A 17,502-nucleotide genomic window follows, 5' to 3' on the forward strand; every position below is an offset into this window, starting at 1 on the left:
TCTCCTGTCGTTTCTCGTTACTCGAAACGCGCTGGTGGTCCCTCGCCAATTGCCACCTTCACTCCGGGACGACGCGCACCGCGCCCCTGGCGGCGCTGGTGGTCATCGCCGCATAAGCGCGCAGCGCCGCCGACACGTTTCGCTCGCGGGCGACCGGCTTCCACGCCGCCTTGCCCTTCGCCTCCATTTTTTCGCGACGACGCTGCAGCTCGGACAAGGCGACATCGAGTTTGAGCACGCGATTGGGAATGTCGATGACGATGGAATCGCCCGATTCGACCAGACCGATCACACCGCCCTCCTCCGCCTCCGGCGAGACGTGGCCGATGGACAGGCCTGACGTGCCGCCGGAGAAGCGGCCATCGGTGATCAGCGCGCAGGCCTTGCCCAAACCCATGCTCTTCAGATAGCTGGTGGGATAGAGCATCTCCTGCATGCCCGGACCGCCGCGCGGGCCTTCGTAGCGGATGATCACCACGTCGCCCGCCTTGACCGCGCCGGACAGAATCCCCTTCACCGCGTCGTCCTGGCTCTCGTAAACGACAGCCGGTCCCGTAAATTTGAGCACGCTTTCATCGACGCCCGCCGTCTTCACGATGGCGCCGTCTTCGGCGAGATTGCCGAACAGCACGGCGAGGCCGCCGTCTCTGGAAAACGCGTGTTCGGCGGAGCGAATGACGCCCTTTTCGCGGTCGGAATCCACCGCCTCGTAGCGCGCCTTTTGGCTGAAGGCTTCCTGCGTCGGCACGCCGCCCGGCGCCGCGCGGTGGAACACGTCGAGGCCGGGGCAATCGCTGCGCGTGATGTCCCATTGCTCCAGCGCCGAACCCAGGCTGCCCGCATGGACGGAATGCACGTCGCGGTTCAGCAGGCCGGCGCGGTCGAGTTCGCCCAGAATGGCGTGAATGCCGCCGGCGCGATGCACGTCTTCGAGATGGACGTTGGCCACGGAGGGCGCGACCTTGCACAGCACAGGCACGCGGCGCGACAGGCGGTCGATGTCGGACATTTTGAAATCGACGCCGGCTTCATAGGCGGCGGCGAGCAGATGCAGAACGGTGTTGGTCGAGCCGCCCATGGCGATGTCGAGCGTCATGGCGTTTTCGAACGCCTTGAAGGTGGCGATGGCGCGCGGCAGCACGCGTTCATCATTATGCTCGTAATAGCGCTTGGCGAGATCCACGATCTTCCGCCCGGCCTCCAAGAAAAGCTCCTTGCGGTCGGCGTGGGTGGCGAGCAGCGTGCCATTGCCCGGCAGCGACAGGCCGAGGGCCTCCGTCAGGCAGTTCATGCTGTTGGCGGTGAACATGCCGGAGCAGGAGCCGCAGGTCGGGCAGGCCGAGCGCTCCATGGCCGTCACGTCCTCGTCGCTGTTGCTCGGATCGGCGGCGGCGATCATGGCGTCGATCAGGTCGACTTTTTTCGCGCCCGTGGACAACAAAACCTTGCCGGCCTCCATCGGGCCGCCGGAGACGAAAATGGCGGGAATGTTGAGGCGCAGCGCCGCCATCAGCATGCCGGGCGTGATCTTGTCGCAATTGGAGATGCACACCAGCGCGTCGGCGCAATGGGCGTTGGCCATATATTCGACGCTGTCGGCGATGACCTCGCGGGACGGCAGGCTGTAAAGCATGCCGGAATGGCCCATGGCGATGCCGTCGTCCACGGCGATGGTGTTGAACTCCTTGGCGACGCCGCCGGCCGCCTCGATCTCGCGCGCGACCATCTGGCCCAGGTCTTTCAAATGAACGTGGCCGGGCACGAATTGCGTAAAACTGTTGACCACGGCGATGATCGGCTTGCCGAAATCGCCGTCCTTCATGCCGGTGGCGCGCCAGAGGCCGCGCGCGCCGGCCATGTTGCGTCCGTGGGTGGAGGTGCGGGAGCGATAGGGAGGCATGGATGACCCTGGTCTTCTGAGGTTGCGGTGTCCTACATCTTTGCGGTCCTCGCGTCCATGCGCGAGTTAAGGAAGTCTTAAACTCGCAATTGACCCTGAGCGAGACAGTGCAACAATGGCCGGGCACGAGGAATGACCAAGCGAAACCATGGTTCCGGCATGTTTTGCCGCGCCGTCGTCTCGTCTATGTCCGCCTTGCGCAAGCGTTCGTTTTGTCCAATTTTCAGGAGCTTGTCATGATGAGCAAGGCTTCCGTTCTCGCCGCGCTCGGCGGGTTGACCGTCTTGGCGGCGACCGGCGTCGCGGCCCAGGCGCAATGCGTCAACTGCAGTTACTCGACCTATTACCAGCCCTATACCGTGCGCAATTGCGAACGATTGGTTCCCCATCAGGTGCTCCAGCCGGTGGTCACCAACCAGCTCGTCCCCGTGGTGAGCTACCAGACCGTGCAGCGCACGCAATATGTGCCGCGAACCTATTACACACGCCAGATCACCTCCGAACCGGTCCAGGCCGGATATTCCGGCTACAGCGGCTATTCCGGTTACAATGGCTATGGCGGATATGGCTACGGCGGCGGGTATGGCTACGGCGGCGGCGTCATCGCCGCGGGTCTTGGCTATGCCGCCGGCTACGGTGTGGGCCGCTACGCCGGCTATGGCCGCTATGGCTCGTGGGGGGGCTACGGCGGATACGGCCGCGGCGCTTGGGCCGGCCGCGGCGCTTGGGCCGGCCGTGGCGGATGGGGCGGCGGCGCCTGGGGTCGCGGCGGCCACGGCCGTTACGGCGGCTTCGGCGGCGGCGGTTTGGCGCACGCGCCTTATGGCGGCGGGCTCCACAGGCGGTGACCGTAGGCGAGGTTGGCTTTTCGCGCCGCCGCGACTAAGGGATGGGCTTCGCACTCATCACGTCATGGCTTAGGGAAAAACCTTGAATTTCGCTTCTCCTGTTCCGCGGGACAATTACACGACCGCGCTGCGCTCGGGCGTCAGCGCGGCGGTTGACTGGCTGGTCGCGCGACAAAAACCCGACGGCCATTGGGTGGGGCGCGCGGAATCCAACAGCTGCATGGAGGCGCAATGGCGCCTCGCCCTCTGGTTCCTGGGACTCGACGACCATCCCCTTTGCGCGCGCCTCGCGCAATCCCTGCTCGACACGCAGCGGGCCGACGGCGCCTGGGAGATTTATTTCGGCGCCCCCAACGGCGACATCAACACCACGGTAGAGGCTTACGCGGCGCTGCGCTGCTCCGGCTTTTCGGCGGACCACCCCGCCTTGCGAAAAGCGCAAGACTGGATCGAGGCCAAGGGCGGCCTGAAAAATATCCGCGTCTTCACCCGCTACTGGCTGGCCCTGATCGGCGAATGGCCGTGGGAGAAGACGCCGAACCTGCCGCCGGAAGTGATCTGGCTGCCGCTGTGGTTCCCTTTCAACATCTATCATTTCGCCCAATGGGCGCGGGCGACGCTGATGCCCATCGCCGTGCTGTCCGCGCGACGTCCGTCCCGCCCGCTGCCGCCGGAAAACCGGCTCGACGCCCTGTTTCCGGAGGGTCGCGAAACCTTCGACTACACGTTGCCGGCCAAGCCGAACCCCGATTTCTGGGACCGATTCTTTCGCAAGACCGATGAAATCCTGCACAAGCTTCAAGGCGGCTGGCTCGGCCGCGCCGGCCTGCGAAACGGCGCGATCCGCCATGTGCTGGAGTGGATCATCAAACATCAGGACGCCGACGGCGCCTGGGGCGGCATCCAGCCGCCGTGGATCTACAGCCTGATGGCGCTGCATGTCGAAGGCTACGCGCTCACCCATCCGGTGCTCGCCAAGGGTTTGGATGCGCTCAACGATCCCGGCTGGCGGGTCGATGTCGGCGACGCCACTTTCATTCAGGCGACCAACAGCCCGGTCTGGGACACCATGCTGACGCTGCTCGCCTTCGACGACGCCGAGGCGCTGGACAACGAGGCCTCCGACAAGGCTGTGGACTGGCTCTTGAGCCGGCAGGTCCGCGTTCCCGGCGACTGGTCGATCAAACTGCCGGGGGTCAAACCGGGCGGCTGGGCGTTCGAATACGCCAACAATTTTTACCCCGACACCGACGACACCGCCGTGGCGCTGATCGCCCTCGCCCCGTTCCGCAGCCATGACAAATGGAAGGCGCGCGGCATCGAGGAGGCGATTCAACTCGGCGTCGACTGGCTGATCGCCATGCAGAGCAAGAACGGCGGCTGGGGCGCCTTCGACAAGGACAACACGAAAAAAATCCTCACCAAAATCCCGTTCTGCGATTTTGGCGAGGCGCTGGACCCGCCCTCGGTCGACGTCACCGCCCACGTGGTCGAGGCTTTTGGCAAACTCGGGCTTTCCCGTGAGCATCCCGCCATGGTCCGGGCCTTGCGCTACATCCGCGACCAGCAGGAGCCCGACGGCCCGTGGTTTGGCCGCTGGGGCGTGAACTATATTTATGGGACCGGCGCGGTGCTGCCGGCGCTGGCGGCGATCGGCGAGGACATGAGCCAGGACTATGTCTGCCGCGCCTGCGAATGGATCGTCTCGCGCCAGCAGGCCAATGGCGGCTGGGGCGAAAGCTGCGCCTCCTACATGCAGGCCGAGGGCGCCGGGCGCGGCGACGCCACCGCCTCGCAGACCGCCTGGGCGCTGATGGCGCTGCTCGCCGCCAAAAGGCCAAAGGACCGCGAAGCCATCGAGCGCGGCTGCCATTTCCTGCTGGAGACCCAGCGCGAGGGAACCTGGCCCGAGCCGCACTATACCGGCACGGGCTTTCCCGGTTACGGCGTCGGCCAGACCATAAGGCTCAACGATCCCCTGCTGGCGCAGCGGCTGAAGCAGGGACCGGAGCTGTCGCGCGCGTTCATGCTGCGCTACGGGCTCTACAGCCATTATTTCCCGTTGATGGCTTTGGCGCGGGCGATACAGCGGGGCTGAGGAATGCGGCGACGTGGCGGGCGTTCAGGCGAAAGCCGGAGAACGCCGCCGTCGCAATCTTCAACAGAACCGATTCGGCCGCCTCTTGCGCGGAGAAGGGCGTGGGGCCAGATTAGGCGGCGCTGAGGCTCGACTCACCGGAATTGCCGCCATGACCCAAGTCAACACCCGCGCCAACACGCCGGCCAACCCGCGCGTTTACCCGCTCGCCCCGCTGCCGGCCAGCGCGCTCGACGGCGTGCGCCGCCGCCGCATCGCCGCGCTCTGCCTCGACCTGGTCTTCGTCAGCTTCCTCGCGGTCGGCATCTGGCTGCTGCTGGGCGTGCTGTCGTTTGGCGTGCTGTGGTTCATCCTGCCGCCCATTTTCCCCTTCGTCGCCTTCTTCTACAACGGCCTGACCATTTCCGGCTGGCGCATGGCGACGCCGGGCATGAAGGCCATGGACCTGGAAATGCGGCTGGTCAGCGGCGAGCGGGTTCCGTTCCTCTACGCGGCCGTTCACGCCGTGCTGTTCTATCTGTGCATGGGCTTCCCCATCCTCTTCCTGTTCTCGCTGCTGTCATCCGACAAGCGCTGCCTGCATGACATGCTGGCCGGCGTGATCGTGCTGCGGCGCGTCTAGCGGAGGGCGCCCTTGACGAGCGAACCGCGCGACCCCCCGCAGTTCTATCTCACCTCGCCGGCGCCCTGCCCGTACCTCCCGGGGCGCGAGGAGCGCAAGGTTTTCACCCATCTCGTCGGCCGGCGCGCCGCCGTGCTCAACGACGCCCTGACCCATTCCGGCTTCCGCCGTTCGCAGACCATCGCCTATCGCCCGGCCTGCGAGAATTGCAAGGCCTGCGTCTCCGTGCGCATCCTGTGCGACGAATTTGAGCCCAACCGCACCCAGAAGAAGCTCCTGGCCCGAAACATCGACATTTTCAGCGATCTCGGCCCCGCGCACGCCGACGTCGAGCAGTTCCGGCTGTTCCGCACCTATCTCGACTCCCGCCATTCCGACGGCGGCATGGCCGACATGGCCATGCTCGACTATGGCATGATGATCGAGGACAGCCATGTCGAGAGCCGGATCGCGCTCTACCGCCTGCCGCCGGACAAAGCGCCGGGGCGCCTCGCCGCCTGCTGCCTTACCGACGTGCTGGAGGACGGCCTGTCCATGGTCTATTCCTTCTACGATCCGAACCTGCCGCGCCGTTCGCTGGGCGCCTACATGATCCTCGACCATATCGAAAAGGCCAAAGCGCTCGGCCTGCCGCACCTCTATCTCGGCTATTGGGTCGAGGGCTCGCGAAAAATGGATTACAAGGCGCAATATCTTCCGCAGGAGAGGCTTGGACCGGCAGGATGGACCCGGGTGGGGTGAGCGGTCAGAGCCAGGGATTCACGACCGCCGCCCGCGCCCGCTCGAATTCGCGCGTGTCGCGCGAGACGACTGTCAGGCCGTGGAGCAACGCCGTCGCCGCGATGAACAGATCGGGCTGGGAAAAGGTGTAGCGGTTCTTGCGGCCCTCTTCGACGAGAAGCCGCCATTTGAAGACAACATCCTCACTCACCGGCAGGATGCGGCGCGCGAACATCGGGCGCACTTTCTGATCGAGCCAATCCTTGAGTTCATGACGGCGCGAGACATCGGCGACCAACTCGATGCCGAAACGAATTTCCGCCAGCGTCACCTCGCTGACGAAGAGGGTGTCGAGCGGCTGTCCCGCGACGAAGGCGACGACTTTTGGCGATGGCTTGGGGCGACGCAGCTCCGAAATCACGTTGGTATCGAGCAACCACCCGGTCACAGGTCGACGTCGCGAACGGGCATGGGCGCGCGCGGGGGCTCGATGTCGATGTCGCGATGCGGCGAGGCCTGCAAGGCGGCGACCAGGGCCTCGCCCTTGGGCTCCCCCGTCAGCCGCCGAAACTCGTCGGCCGTCACGACCACCGCTTCGTCCCGGCCGTGCACGGTGACATGTTGCGGCCCTTCGCTGCGCGCGCGCCGCACCACCTCGCTGAAGCGCGCTTTCGCGTCCTGGAGAGGCCATCGGGGGTACGATCTGATCACGCTGACCAGATTACAGCAAACACGCGACGAACTCAAGGAGGGGCGCGCCCTGGCAGTGGGTCAGTTTGAATTTTCGTTATCAGCTTTGGTGTCAGCGCGCGATCTGCCTCCAAGCACGTAACCGGCGATCCCGCTCAGAATTGAAACGACAGCTTCGCTCGAAATTGAATCAAGGATGCGGAGCGTGCATGCACCCACGATAATCAAAACAACCGTCGCCATTTGCAGCGCCTGAGACCGCTGAATTAGCAAACTAAATGTTTTTGCCTGACCGGCACCTGCTCGCCAAAAAGCGATCGCTCCAACGATCATGAAGCAAGATGACAATGCAACAACGGAAATAGCCATATCGCGGGACAGGCTCGTAATAAGCTCAACGTTTGCTGGTGCTGGCATTTTCAAAATCCTTAGTTTTGTAAGGCCCACGCTTCGTTACGACCTTCGCCTCTTCGGCTTCGATCAGCGCAACAATGTCTTTCACTTCCCAAAGCCGATAAACGACACCCGCCGCCAAAGCCGGTGACACGCGCAGCTTTTGGTGAATGCGGACAAAATTATAAATCAGCGGGGCTGTAGCGGCCCTCAGCGCTCTCAGGTGCGGCCCCGTAGAGCTTCACAAGGTGCGCATAATCAACATCGCAACCGAACGCGCCCTCGACGGCTTCAAGATAAGCCTTGTGGCCATCGCTATCGCTGGTCAGTTGGACGCGATTGGCGAGGTGTCTTGGTCATGTCAGAGCTTCAGGGTGAGGGGTCGGGCTTCCAGAGTAAAATTTCCCCATACGGGAGCATCCATCGTGGCCCATCATGTGCTCAAAATGTGCTCGCTGACCCGTTACGGCAATAGGGTGAGCCCTTAGCCGCCCATGACATGCTGGGCACCGCTTGAGTTCGGCTGCGTCGATTCCGAGAGCGTCTTCGATAGATATGACAGTCCAAACGCCTCGGACCTTGATTTCGCATTCGGTATTCTTGATCTGGTTCATAACGAATGAAAGCCACTTACGAAGCGACCCGTCAACCCGACCAAATTTCAAACTGGCCCACTACCGTCGCCCGCCATCCTCCGCCAGCCGCCGGTTGATCTCCGCCGTCAGCACGCCAAACGCTTCCGCGTTCAGCTTCAGCCCATTCCGCCCCCAAATGTCCGGCGTCCTACGGTCGTCGCCGCCGAGCAGGCGCGCGACGTCGATCAGTTCGACGCCCGTCAAATCGCTCGACCGCAGCGCGGCATTGGCCTTTTGCGTGAAATCGCGAATGCTCTCGCGCCAGAACGGCCGGCGCAGCAGTTCGGGCTGGAACGGCGGCGTGATCGTCAACATCATGACCCGGCCGCCATGGTCGCGCGCCTCACGCGCAAGGCGAACCAGCCGCTCGGCGGCGCGCGCGGAAATGTCGTCCATGCGCTCGGGCGGGGCGAAGGCGGCGCCGACCGCGTCATAGACGCCGGAGGTCAGCACCACGACATCGCCGGGCCGCAAAAAATCGAAGCGGTCGAAGCGGCTGACGAGTTGCGCCGTGGTCTCGCCGGTCATGCCGCAATCGACAGCCTCGTAGCGGGCGTCGAAATTCTGGCGCGGCCACTCTTCCGCGGCGGAATCGCCGACGAGGTAGATGCGCGGCCGTTGCGCCTCGCTGGCGGGCTCCGCGTCGAAACACTTGATCACGGCGGGATCGAAACCGTCGAGATGGGCGAGTTTGCGCGCGATCCAGGCGTCCCGCCCGACCTGGAAAACACCGCCCAGCGCGGCGGCGCAGACAAGTCCCAAAAGGACGAGACGCCAGCGCATCAGGCCGCTCGCTGCAAAATGTCCGCATAGACGGCGCCGATGCGTTCGACATGGCGCGCCAGCGTCGGCGGATCGGCCCAAAAAGCGTCATAGGCCGCCCGCGACAGCGCGGCGATCAGCGCATCGTCCTTGGCGCGTTGCAGGGCGCGGGCGAGCGAGTCGACATTGGCGCTCTCGAACCACAGGCCGGTGACCCCGTCTTCGATGGCGTCGCGGCCGGCGCAGCCGTCGGAGACGATCACCGGCGTGCCCATGGCCTTGGCTTCGAGCACGGTGAGCGGCTGCCCCTCATACCACAGGGAAGGAAAAACGAGCGCCCGCGCCTCGCGCATCAAAACCTTGACCTCGGCGGGGGATTTCCAGCCGAGCAACCGCGCCTCCGGATATTTGGAGCGGACCTCCTCCATGCGCGGCCCGTCGCCGGCGAACACCGGGGTGACTCCGGCGCGGCGCGCGGCTTCGGCGAACACCAACAAACCTTTTTCCGGCATCAGGCGGCCGACGAACAAAAAGTCGCCGGTCGCCGGCGCCGGCTTGGGTCCGAGGTTTTCGCAATCGATCGGATTGGAGACGGCGTGGATTTTCGCGCCCGCCGGCAAATGGTTTCGCAGAATTTTTTCCTGGAAGCGCGAAATCAGCACGAAATCCTCGAAAATCTGTGGCAGGCGCGCGACGCGCAGCATCACCTCCTGGCGCAGGCAACGCCAGATTTTGCGCGTGTAATTGATGGAATCGCAGTTGCTCGCCCAGCACGCGGCCGACATGGGTTTGAGGCTGCAAACATGGTTGTTCGGGTAATTGTAAAAGCCGCCGTTGGGACAGAACATGAAATATTCGTGCACCGTATAGACCGTCGGCAGGCCGGAGCGCCGGATCGGCCGGGCGATCGAGGCCGACAGGGACTTGGCCCAGCCGTGGACGTGGACGATGGTCCGTCCCCGGGGCAAGCGGGCGAGCAGCTTTTCCATCTCGCGTTCCGCACAAAAATTCCAGACGCCCTGGAGCGCCGCCGCCGCCTTCGAGGAATGGCCGAGCAGGTCGGGCTGGTCGAGGCAGACGACCTCCACCCCTTCCGCCGCCAGACGCGGATCGATCGGGGCGGCGGAGGCGAAGACGATGGGCGCATAGCCGGCGCGCTTCAGGCCGATCGCGCTTTCAAGCGCCACCTTCGCCTGTCCGCCCGTCACCGAGGCGTGGTCGACGGCGATGACCACATGGATTTCCTGGCCGCTCATATTGGCTCCGTATGCGCTGCGCCGCATAGTGTCGCGAAAATCTTTCTCAAAGTTAAGGGCGCGGGCGATGGGCGGAATGAATGCGGCGTTGAGCGCATGGGCGGGGCTTTTGGGGGCGTGCGGGGTCGGGGCGGCCGCGATCGCCGCCCATGCGGCGGGCGGCGAAAGGATGGGGAGCGTCGCCCTGATCCTGCTCGCCCACGCCGCCGCCGTTCTGGCGCTGGCGCAGCGAACCGGCCGGCTGCGCGCCGCCGCCGCGCTGGCCATGGCGGTCGGCGCGACCGTGTTCGCCGCTGATGTGTCCCTGTTCACGCTGCGCGGCGCCCACCTGTTTCCAATGGCCGCGCCCACGGGCGGCGTCACCCTGATCGTCGCGTGGCTCCTGGTTTTTTTCTCTTCCGTAGCGGAACTTAAGCGCAAATGACGGGAACGCTTCCTTAACGGCGCTGAGCTAGCGTCGAAGCGCAAGAGGGAGCGCATCGCCGTTTGATGAAGGTCGCGATCATTCATGAATGGCTGGTGATGCGCGCGGGGTCCGAGCGGGTGTTGGAGGAAATCCTCACCCTGTTTCCGGACGCCGACCTGTTCACCCTCATCTGCGCCCTGCCCCCGGGCCAGGACGCCATGCTGCGCGGCCGGAAAGTGACCACCTCCTTCCTGCAGAGGCTGCCCGGCTCCAAGACCAAGCACCGCATGTTCATGCCGCTCATGCCGCTGGCGGTGGAGCAGTTCGATCTCTCCGGCTACGACCTCGTCATTTCTTCGTCTCACGCGGTCGCCAAAGGCGTGATCACCGGGCCAAATCAAATCCACATTTCCTACATCCACTCGCCCATGCGCTACGCCTGGGACCTGCAGCACACCTATCTCGCCGAATCCGGGCTCACGCGCGGGATCAGATCGTGGATGGCGCGCGTGCTGCTGCACTACCTGCGCATCTGGGACATGCGCACGGCGGCGGGGCCGGAGCTGATGATCGCCAATTCCGCCTATATCCAGAAGCGCATCGCCAAGGTCTACCGCCGCGACTCCCTCGTGATCTTCCCGCCCGTCGACATCGAGGGCCTGCCCTATTCGGCTGAAAAGGACGATTACTTTCTCGCGGCCTCGCGCATGGTGCCCTACAAGCGCATGTCGCTGATCGTCGCCGCCTTCGCCCGCATGCCCGACAAGAAACTGGTCGTGGTCGGCGACGGTCCCGAAATGCCGCTGATCCGCCGCATCGCCACGCCAAATGTCGAAATCACCGGCTATCTCGACGACGACGCATTGCGCGCAAGAATGTCGCGCGCAAAAGCCTATGTGTTCGCGGCCGAGGAGGATTTCGGCATCATGCCGGTCGAGGCCCAGGCCTGCGGCACGCCGGTCCTCGCCTTCGGGCGCGGCGGCGCGCTGGAAACCGTGCGCGGACCGGACAAGGACAGGCCCACGGGACTGTTCTTCGACAGCCAGACCGAAGAGGCTGTGATCATGGCGGTGCGCAAGTTCGACGCCGCCGCCGAGGTTTTTTCGCCCGAAAACTGCCGCGACAACGCCAGGTTTTTTTCGCGCGCGCGATTCCGCGAGAATTTTTTGGCCGTGGTCGAGCAGGAGCGCCGCCGCTTCGCCGAAATGGCCGGTTGAGCCCCCCGCGGCGCCGGCGCGTTAAAAATTCGTTAGCCGCTTCTGATAAAATGCCCTTCCTTTTCCGGGTCTTGTCTCTCCCCCACGCTTTTTTGCCGCGATTCCACTTGAAGTTGCCGGTGGACGCGCCAAACTAAGGATGAGGAGACGCCCATGATCATAGCCGCAACCGCCCTCGCCCTTCTGCTGTTCGCCGCGTCCCGCCGGCCCGCGCCGGAGCCCGTGCGCGTTCCCGTAAAAGCGCGCCGCCGCCGCTAAACCTATGGGCGGATTGGCCCATCCGGACGCCGCCTTGGCGCGCGTCCGGAATTAACTGTTTTCCTCGGCATGGCGCGCGTCTATCCTGCCGCGATGAAACTCATCCTCACGATTAAGTGGTCGCTCGCGGCTGGCGCCCTGCTTCTGCTGGGTCTTGCGGCGGCGCCCTGGACCGTGTCGCAGACCGCGCAGATCGAAACGCTGGAGCGTCAAATCCGCGCCCGCGCCGGGCTGGCGCTGGCCGACCACGGCCGCTCCGTCTTCGCGGTGCTGCCGCGCCCGCATATCCGCATCTATGAGCCGCAATTGCGCGATTCCAACGGCGACTTCACCGTCACCGCGAGTTCGCTGCGCGTTGATCTCGGCTTCGGCGGTCTGTTGACGGGACGGCTCGATCTCGCCCGCGCTGTTCTCGCCGATGCGGTGTTCACGTTCGACCCGGCGCGGTTGCCCGCCGCCGTGGTCGCCGCGACGACCCGTCCCGCGGACGGGCTGGGCGACCTCGAGATCACGCGCGGAAGAGTCCTTTTGCGCCATTCCGGGCTCGACCAGCCGGAACTCGCGGCCGACGATATTTCGGCGCGGCTCGAATGGAGTCGCGCCGGCGCGCCGCTGTCGCTCACCGGCCTTGCGCGCGTGCCCGCCATCGGCGAGGAGCGCCAGCCGGCCCGCTTCGCCGTCTGGGCCGCTCAGCCGGACCGGCTGCTCAACGCGGGAACCAGCCCGGTCACGCTCCGGTTCGAGGACGAGGGCCTGCAAGTCGTGCTGAACGGCGCGCTGACGCTCGCGGACAAGACGCGGTTCGAGGGCCAGATCGCCGCCTCCGCCGCCTCGCTGCGCACGGCGGCGGGCTGGTTCGGCGTGCCCATGCCGCTGCCCGGGCCCTATCGCGACGCGCGAATCCGGGCCGACGCCCTGTTCGAGCCGGGCGAACTGGCGCTGACCAACCTGAGCCTGTCCGTGGACGGCAACGCGCTGGACGGGGCGGCTTCCATCCGGTTCAACGGCCCCAGACCCTCCGCCGCCGCGACGCTCGCCAGCGCTTCCCTCGATTTCGCGCCGATGTTCGAGGACTATCCGGCCGCGGTCGCCAACGGCCAGTGGAATCGCGAGGCTTTTCCGCCCGCGCGCCTCGGCGCCGCCGATCTCGACCTGCGGCTCTCGGCCAAGCGCGCCCGGCTCGGCGACATCCAGCTCGACGACGCCGCGCTTTCGGTGATCCTGAAAAGCGGCCGGCTGGACCTGTCCATCGCCCAGGCGCGGGCCTATTCCGGCCTGGCCCGCGTCCGCGCGGTGATCGCGGAGAACGAGACGGGGCTCGACATCCGCGGCTCGCTGTCGACGGAAAAGCTCGACCTCGCGCCGCTGCTGTGGGATTCGGTCAAGCGTCAGGTGCTGACCGGCGCCGCCAGCCTGTCCGCGAGTTTCGAAACCAACGGCGCCTCCTTCGCCGAACTGGCCTCCCATCTCGACGCGCGCGGCGATTTTTCCGTCGCGTCAGGGGAAATGTTTGGCATCGACCTCGATCTGGCGTTTCGCCGCATGGAGCGCAGGCCGCTCTCCGTCGGCGCCGATCTGCGTTCGGGACGCACGCCCTTCGACCTGATGTCCGGCAAGTTCGCCATGGCGCAGGGGGTCGCCGACATCGAGGAAGGCGCCGTGCGCGCCAACCAGGCCGCCCTGTTCTTTTCCGGGCGCGCCAATGTCGCCGACCGCTCCGTCGACCTGCACGCCAGCGCCAGTCGCGCGGGCCCGGACGGCAAGGCGCTGCAATTCGGCTTCGCCCTCGCGGGGCCCTGGGACGAGCCCGCCGTGATCCCCGACGCCGAGGGCTTGATCCGCCGCTCGAACGCGGCCGCGCCGCTGCTGCCCTCCGCCCCCGCGCCGCAGAACTGAACCATGTTCATCCGCCAGCTGGAATATCTGGAGGCGCTGGCGCGGGAAAAGCATTTTCGCCGGGCGGCGGAGGCCTGCAACGTCTCGCAGCCCACGCTGTCGGCGGCGCTGGCGCAACTGGAGGACGAACTCGGGGTTCCCCTGGTGGAGCGCTCCGGCCGCTTCCAGGGCCTGACCCCGGAAGGCGAAATCGTGCTGGCACGGGCGCGGCGCGCCCTGATGGAGATCGACGCGCTGCGCGCGGAAGTCGCCGAGGCGCGCGAGGGGTTGCGCGGAAAACTGCGCTTCGGGGTCATTCCCACCGCCCTGCCCATGGCGGTGCGCGTCACCGCGCCGTTCTGCGCCGCCCATCCGGCGGTGACGCTTGAAATCCTGTCGCTGACCTCGGACCAGATCCGCCAGCGGCTGGAGGGTTTTGAAATCGACGCCGGCCTGACCTATCTCGACAACGAACCGCTGCCCGGCGTGCTCTCCAAGCCGATCTACAGCGAATCCTATTGCCTGCTGGCGCGCGCCGACGGCCCTTTGGCGGGGCGCGAAAACATCGGCTGGGCCGAGGCCGCCGATCAAAAACTCTGCCTGCTCAGCGGCGACATGCAGAACCGGCGCATCATCGACGGCCTGTTCCGCAAGGTCGGCAAGTCGCCCCGGCCGGTGGTCGAAACCAATTCGATCTTCAACCTCATCACCCATGCCGCTCTGCCCGGCGTCGCCAGCGTCGCCTCGCGGCAGGTTCTGGACCTGTTCGGCCCGCTGGCGGGTATCGTCGCGCTGCCGCTGGTGGCGCCGGAGGCGCGGCAGACGGTCGGACTCGTGGTGGCCGACCGGCAGCCCCTGCCGCCGCTGCCGCGCAAGTTTTTCGAAAGCGCGCCCTCCCGGGAAGACATGGACAGGGTTCAAGGCTGAGCGCCGGGCGCCGGCAGGGTGAACTCGAACACCGCGCCATGGGGCGCATTGGCGCGATAGCGGATCTCGCCGCCATGGGCCTCGACGATGCTCCTGCTGATCGACAGGCCGACACCCATGCCGAAGCGCTTCGTGCTGTAAAAGGCCGAAAACAGTTTTTCGCGCGCCTCGGGTTCGACGCCGGGACCGTTGTCGGCCACGCTGACGCTGATGCGCTCCGCGTCGGGCCGCGCCAGCGTGATCCGGATTTCCGGGTCGTCGGCGGCGCGCAGCGCCTCGTCGGCGTTTTGCAGCAGATTGACCATCACCTGCTCGATCTGGATGCGATCGACGACGACGTCGAATCCGTGGTCCGGCGCGAAGGCGATGTGGGCGCGCGAACGCAGTGGCGACAGGTCGAGCGCCTCCAGGATCAGCTCCGCAAGGTCCTCCTTCTTGCGCATCTCCGGGCGTTTTTCGATGAAGCCGCGCAGACGCTTGAGGATTTCGCCGGCGCGGCGCGCCTGGGCTTCGATCCTGGCGACGATGTCGACCTCGCCCGCCGCGCCCGCCCCCGTGCGGCGATGGGCGGCAGAGAAATTGAGGATGGCCGCGATCGGCTGTCCCACTTCGTGTGCGAGGCTCGCCACCACTTCGCCCATGTCGTTGATGCGGCCGACATGCACCAGTTCGTCGCGCAGCGCGTTGACCCGCCGCTTTTCCTCCTCGATCGGGCTGAGATCGCGCATGAAGCCGACGAAAATGGCGCCGCCATTGTCCTTCGCCTCGCTGACGGTCAGCTCGAGAGGGAAGCTCGAGCCATCCTTGCGCCGCCCCTCGATCACGCGCCGGCGTCCGACGACCCGGGTCTCGCGGTTGCGGGCGTAGGCGGACAGATAGCGACTGTGCTCGCCGTGAACAGGGCCGGGCATCAGCAGGTCGACGTTCTGGCCCATCAGCTCCGGCAGGGCGTAGCCGAACATTTCGCAGGCGGCCGGATTGGCCGAGATCATCTTGCCCTGGGCGTCAATGGTGACGATGGCCTCCATGGCGGAATCGAGGATGGCCTTGAGACGGCGCTCATTGTCCTCCAGAGCCTGGCGGATGGCGACGCGCTCGGAAATGTCCTCGCAAAACATCAGCACGCCGCCGACGCCGTCGCCCGGACGAAGCCAGGGCCGCACCTCCCAGCGCAGCCACAGGCGCTCGCCGTCGGCCCGCTCGAAATAGTCGCGATCGGATCGAACGGTCTCGCCGGCGAGCGCGGCCGCGTGATCCGCCTTCCAGGCGTCGCCGATCTCGGGGAAGACGTCATAATGCGACTTCCCCACGATATCGCGGGTGAGATGAAAGTCGTCGCGCCAGCGCGCGCTCGCGGCGAGGTAGCGCATGTCCCGGTCGAACATGGCCATGGCGGCGGGCGCCTGCTCGATGAAATGGCTCAATTGTTCGGCGTTGGCCCTGCCCAGCACGTCGAGTTCGCCGCGCACGTGGGACAGGCGCTCCAGGGCGCGGGCGACCAGCGCCAGTATGCCGCTGTTGAGGGCGAACACCGCGAGGCTCACAGAGTCGAGCCAACCGGAGAGCGGCGCGGGCGGCGGGCCGAACAGCGGCGTGCAGCTGACGATGACGGCGAAGACGAACACCGCGATCACGCCCTGCGGTTCGAGCAGCAGGGCGGCGACCAGCAGCGCCGGATCGAACAGCGCGTGAACCATCCAGGCGCTGGGCTGACCGGCGAGGCTTGAGCGCGCCAGAAAGCCCGCCAGGGCGACGGCGGCGATCACGCCAAGGCGGACCTGTCGCGGCCAGCCGGAAATGGCGGGCAGCCAACCGACGGCCGCCTTGCGCGCCGCATTGCTGTCAACATCCGTTCCGGACATTGTCGGACTCCCGGAAAGGAAATTCAGCTCGTCGCCCCAGCCTCGGCGGCGGCCCAGCTTACGTCCACGCCGACCGTCCCGGGAGCTGCGGAAAATACTGATCAGTCCGGCCTTACTGACGCCGCGAACCCATCCATGGTATGTTTTCTGTACAGCTCTGCCTGAGGTTCACGCAAGAGCCGTCCGAAAGACCGCCCCAAGCGCCGGAGCAAACCGGAGAGCGACGATGAGTTATGGCCAGACTGTCCATGTGATCGAGGACGATTGCGCCGTGCGCGAATCGCTCGACCTGCTGCTGCGCTCCGCCGGCCTGACGCCGCGCCTTCATCCCAGCGCCCGGGATTTCCTCGAGTGCAGGCCGGCCCCGGACGGCTGCGTGGTCACCGACGTCCGCATGGCCGACATGACCGGCATCGAACTGCTGGCCGAAATGAAGAACCGGCGCATCAACCTGCCCGCCGTGGTGATGACCGCCTTCGCCGACGTGCCCGTGGCCGTCAAGGCGATGAAGCTCGGCGCCGTCGATTTCATCGAGAAACCGTTCGACGACGAGCTGATGGTCAGCTCGATCCGCGCCGCCCTGGCGCGCAACGCCGACCCCGACAGCCCGGAATCCCAGGTCGCGGCGGCGCGCCGGCGGCTCTCCGCGCTGACGGCGCGCGAGCGCGACGTGCTCCACGGCCTGATGAAGGGCAAGCTGAACAAGACCATCGCCTTCGAACTCGGCATCAGCGTGCGCACGGTGGAGACGCACCGCGCCAATCTGATGACCAAGACGCAGTCGGAGAGCCTGTCCGAACTGATCCGCCTCACCCTGCTCGCCGAGGAGGCGGAACAGGCGTAAGGAGACCCCTAAGCAAACATGCGTTGGTCGCCCAACGAATCTTTGCTGAGGTTCCTTTGCTTTCGCAGGATTTTTATCCGAAAATCGGTGGCCGCTTTTCGGAAACCCTGCCTAGTTCTACTGCGTCACGTTGCATGGCGGGAAACCGCCCTGATTTGATGTGTTTGGCAACACGGACATCGCGACAGT

16 protein-coding genes and 1 pseudogene are annotated in these 17,502 nt (G+C 65.7%); 9 read left to right on the forward strand and 8 right to left on the reverse strand.

Translation table 11 applies throughout. The features are described 5' to 3' along the window. Window positions 1–58 precede the first annotated feature (58 nt). Window positions 59–1,900 (reverse strand): dihydroxy-acid dehydratase, encoded by a 1,842-nt coding sequence (gene ilvD, locus GJ654_RS13560; protein ID WP_155446704.1) that lies wholly within the window; start codon window positions 1,898–1,900, stop codon window positions 59–61. Window positions 1,901–2,136: 236 nt separating this feature from the next. Here ilvD and GJ654_RS20825 point away from each other — a divergent pair, with 236 nt between their 5' ends. The 4 genes from GJ654_RS20825 to GJ654_RS13580 all read left to right on the forward strand — a co-directional run bounded on the left by GJ654_RS20825 (window position 2,137) and on the right by GJ654_RS13580 (window position 6,209). Next, window positions 2,137–2,748 (forward strand): hypothetical protein, encoded by a 612-nt coding sequence (locus GJ654_RS20825; RefSeq protein ID WP_196305555.1) that lies wholly within the window; start codon window positions 2,137–2,139, stop codon window positions 2,746–2,748. Window positions 2,749–2,830: 82 nt separating this feature from the next. After that, entirely contained in the window at window positions 2,831–4,846 is a 2,016-nt protein-coding gene (shc, locus tag GJ654_RS13570; RefSeq protein WP_155446705.1) for a squalene--hopene cyclase, read from the forward strand. 151 nt (window positions 4,847–4,997) lie between these two features. After that, window positions 4,998–5,468 carry an RDD family protein gene (locus GJ654_RS13575; RefSeq protein ID WP_155446706.1) on the forward strand — a complete coding sequence of 157 codons (471 nt, stop codon included), beginning with the start codon at window positions 4,998–5,000 and terminating at the stop codon, window positions 5,466–5,468. A 12-nt stretch (window positions 5,469–5,480) separates the two neighbouring features. Further along, window positions 5,481–6,209, forward strand: coding sequence for an arginyltransferase (locus GJ654_RS13580; RefSeq protein ID WP_155446707.1), 729 nt, complete (start codon window positions 5,481–5,483; stop codon window positions 6,207–6,209). A 4-nt stretch (window positions 6,210–6,213) separates the two neighbouring features. Here GJ654_RS13580 and GJ654_RS13585 read toward each other — a convergent pair whose 3' ends face one another. The 6 genes and pseudogenes from GJ654_RS13585 to GJ654_RS13605 all read right to left on the reverse strand — a co-directional run bounded on the left by GJ654_RS13585 (window position 6,214) and on the right by GJ654_RS13605 (window position 9,924). Continuing rightward, window positions 6,214–6,636 carry a type II toxin-antitoxin system VapC family toxin gene (locus GJ654_RS13585; protein WP_264586242.1) on the reverse strand — a complete coding sequence of 141 codons (423 nt, stop codon included), beginning with the start codon at window positions 6,634–6,636 and terminating at the stop codon, window positions 6,214–6,216. Further along, a complete protein-coding gene (locus GJ654_RS13590; RefSeq protein WP_264586253.1) occupies window positions 6,633–6,899 on the reverse strand; it encodes a type II toxin-antitoxin system Phd/YefM family antitoxin in 267 nt (88 codons plus the stop codon). The genes GJ654_RS13585 and GJ654_RS13590 overlap by 4 nt, the downstream gene beginning before the upstream one ends. A 60-nt stretch (window positions 6,900–6,959) precedes the next feature. Then, on the reverse strand, window positions 6,960–7,295 hold the full coding sequence (locus tag GJ654_RS13595; RefSeq protein WP_155446709.1) for a hypothetical protein: 336 nt from the start codon (window positions 7,293–7,295) through the stop codon (window positions 6,960–6,962). Beyond that, window positions 7,273–7,618 (reverse strand): annotated as a pseudogene (locus tag GJ654_RS21260) (hypothetical protein); the annotation flags it as partial. The pseudogene GJ654_RS21260 and the gene GJ654_RS13595, both read right to left, overlap by 23 nt. A 327-nt stretch (window positions 7,619–7,945) precedes the next feature. Continuing rightward, a complete protein-coding gene (locus tag GJ654_RS13600; protein WP_155446710.1) occupies window positions 7,946–8,689 on the reverse strand; it encodes an SGNH/GDSL hydrolase family protein in 744 nt (247 codons plus the stop codon). Then, window positions 8,689–9,924, reverse strand: coding sequence for a glycosyltransferase family 4 protein (locus GJ654_RS13605; protein ID WP_155446711.1), 1,236 nt, complete (start codon window positions 9,922–9,924; stop codon window positions 8,689–8,691). Before GJ654_RS13605 ends, GJ654_RS13600 begins: the two co-directional genes overlap by 1 nt. Before the next feature lie 67 nt (window positions 9,925–9,991). Here GJ654_RS13605 and GJ654_RS13610 point away from each other — a divergent pair, with 67 nt between their 5' ends. The 4 genes from GJ654_RS13610 to GJ654_RS13625 all read left to right on the forward strand — a co-directional run bounded on the left by GJ654_RS13610 (window position 9,992) and on the right by GJ654_RS13625 (window position 14,607). Further along, window positions 9,992–10,348, forward strand: a complete 357-nt coding sequence (locus GJ654_RS13610) for a DUF423 domain-containing protein (protein WP_210350834.1) — start codon at window positions 9,992–9,994, stop codon at window positions 10,346–10,348. Between the two features lie 65 nt (window positions 10,349–10,413). Beyond that, on the forward strand, window positions 10,414–11,547 hold the full coding sequence (locus GJ654_RS13615) for a glycosyltransferase family 4 protein (RefSeq protein ID WP_155446712.1): 1,134 nt from the start codon (window positions 10,414–10,416) through the stop codon (window positions 11,545–11,547). Window positions 11,548–11,898: 351 nt separating this feature from the next. Then, window positions 11,899–13,701 carry an AsmA family protein gene (locus GJ654_RS13620; RefSeq protein WP_196305557.1) on the forward strand — a complete coding sequence of 601 codons (1,803 nt, stop codon included), beginning with the start codon at window positions 11,899–11,901 and terminating at the stop codon, window positions 13,699–13,701. A 3-nt stretch (window positions 13,702–13,704) separates the two neighbouring features. Then, window positions 13,705–14,607: a LysR family transcriptional regulator gene (locus GJ654_RS13625; protein WP_155446714.1), complete on the forward strand. Its 903-nt coding sequence runs from the start codon at window positions 13,705–13,707 to the stop codon at window positions 14,605–14,607. Here the strand turns inward: GJ654_RS13625 and GJ654_RS13630 are convergent. After that, window positions 14,598–16,304 (reverse strand): PAS domain S-box protein, encoded by a 1,707-nt coding sequence (locus tag GJ654_RS13630; RefSeq protein WP_425540393.1) that lies wholly within the window; start codon window positions 16,302–16,304, stop codon window positions 14,598–14,600. The genes GJ654_RS13625 and GJ654_RS13630 overlap by 10 nt on opposite strands. A 391-nt stretch (window positions 16,305–16,695) precedes the next feature. On the opposite strand from GJ654_RS13630, the gene GJ654_RS13635 reads away from it, so the two are divergent. Continuing rightward, window positions 16,696–17,313: a response regulator transcription factor gene (locus tag GJ654_RS13635; RefSeq protein WP_155446716.1), complete on the forward strand. Its 618-nt coding sequence runs from the start codon at window positions 16,696–16,698 to the stop codon at window positions 17,311–17,313. The last annotated feature ends 189 nt before the right edge of the window (window positions 17,314–17,502 follow it).

This window comes from Rhodoblastus acidophilus (assembly GCF_009720655.1).
Taxonomy (GTDB): domain Bacteria; phylum Pseudomonadota; class Alphaproteobacteria; order Rhizobiales; family Beijerinckiaceae; genus Rhodoblastus; species Rhodoblastus acidophilus_A.

Excerpts from the sequence above, each read along its gene's own strand:
- GJ654_RS13575 (WP_155446706.1), top strand. The coding sequence starts at position 4,998 with ATGACCCAAGTCAACACCCGCGCCAACACGCCGGCCAACCCGCGCGTT.
- GJ654_RS13595 (WP_155446709.1), bottom strand. The coding sequence starts at position 7,295 with ATGCCAGCACCAGCAAACGTTGAGCTTATTACGAGCCTGTCCCGCGAT.
- GJ654_RS20825 (WP_196305555.1), top strand. The coding sequence starts at position 2,137 with ATGATGAGCAAGGCTTCCGTTCTCGCCGCGCTCGGCGGGTTGACCGTC.
- GJ654_RS13615 (WP_155446712.1), top strand. The coding sequence starts at position 10,414 with ATGAAGGTCGCGATCATTCATGAATGGCTGGTGATGCGCGCGGGGTCC.
- GJ654_RS13600 (WP_155446710.1), bottom strand. The coding sequence starts at position 8,689 with ATGCGCTGGCGTCTCGTCCTTTTGGGACTTGTCTGCGCCGCCGCGCTG.
- GJ654_RS13625 (WP_155446714.1), top strand. The coding sequence starts at position 13,705 with ATGTTCATCCGCCAGCTGGAATATCTGGAGGCGCTGGCGCGGGAAAAG.
- GJ654_RS13635 (WP_155446716.1), top strand. The coding sequence starts at position 16,696 with ATGAGTTATGGCCAGACTGTCCATGTGATCGAGGACGATTGCGCCGTG.
- ilvD (WP_155446704.1), bottom strand. The coding sequence starts at position 1,900 with ATGCCTCCCTATCGCTCCCGCACCTCCACCCACGGACGCAACATGGCC.
- GJ654_RS13610 (WP_210350834.1), top strand. The coding sequence starts at position 9,992 with ATGGGCGGAATGAATGCGGCGTTGAGCGCATGGGCGGGGCTTTTGGGG.
- GJ654_RS13605 (WP_155446711.1), bottom strand. The coding sequence starts at position 9,924 with ATGAGCGGCCAGGAAATCCATGTGGTCATCGCCGTCGACCACGCCTCG.
- GJ654_RS13620 (WP_196305557.1), top strand. The coding sequence starts at position 11,899 with ATGAAACTCATCCTCACGATTAAGTGGTCGCTCGCGGCTGGCGCCCTG.
- GJ654_RS13630 (WP_425540393.1), bottom strand. The coding sequence starts at position 16,304 with ATGGTTCACGCGCTGTTCGATCCGGCGCTGCTGGTCGCCGCCCTGCTG.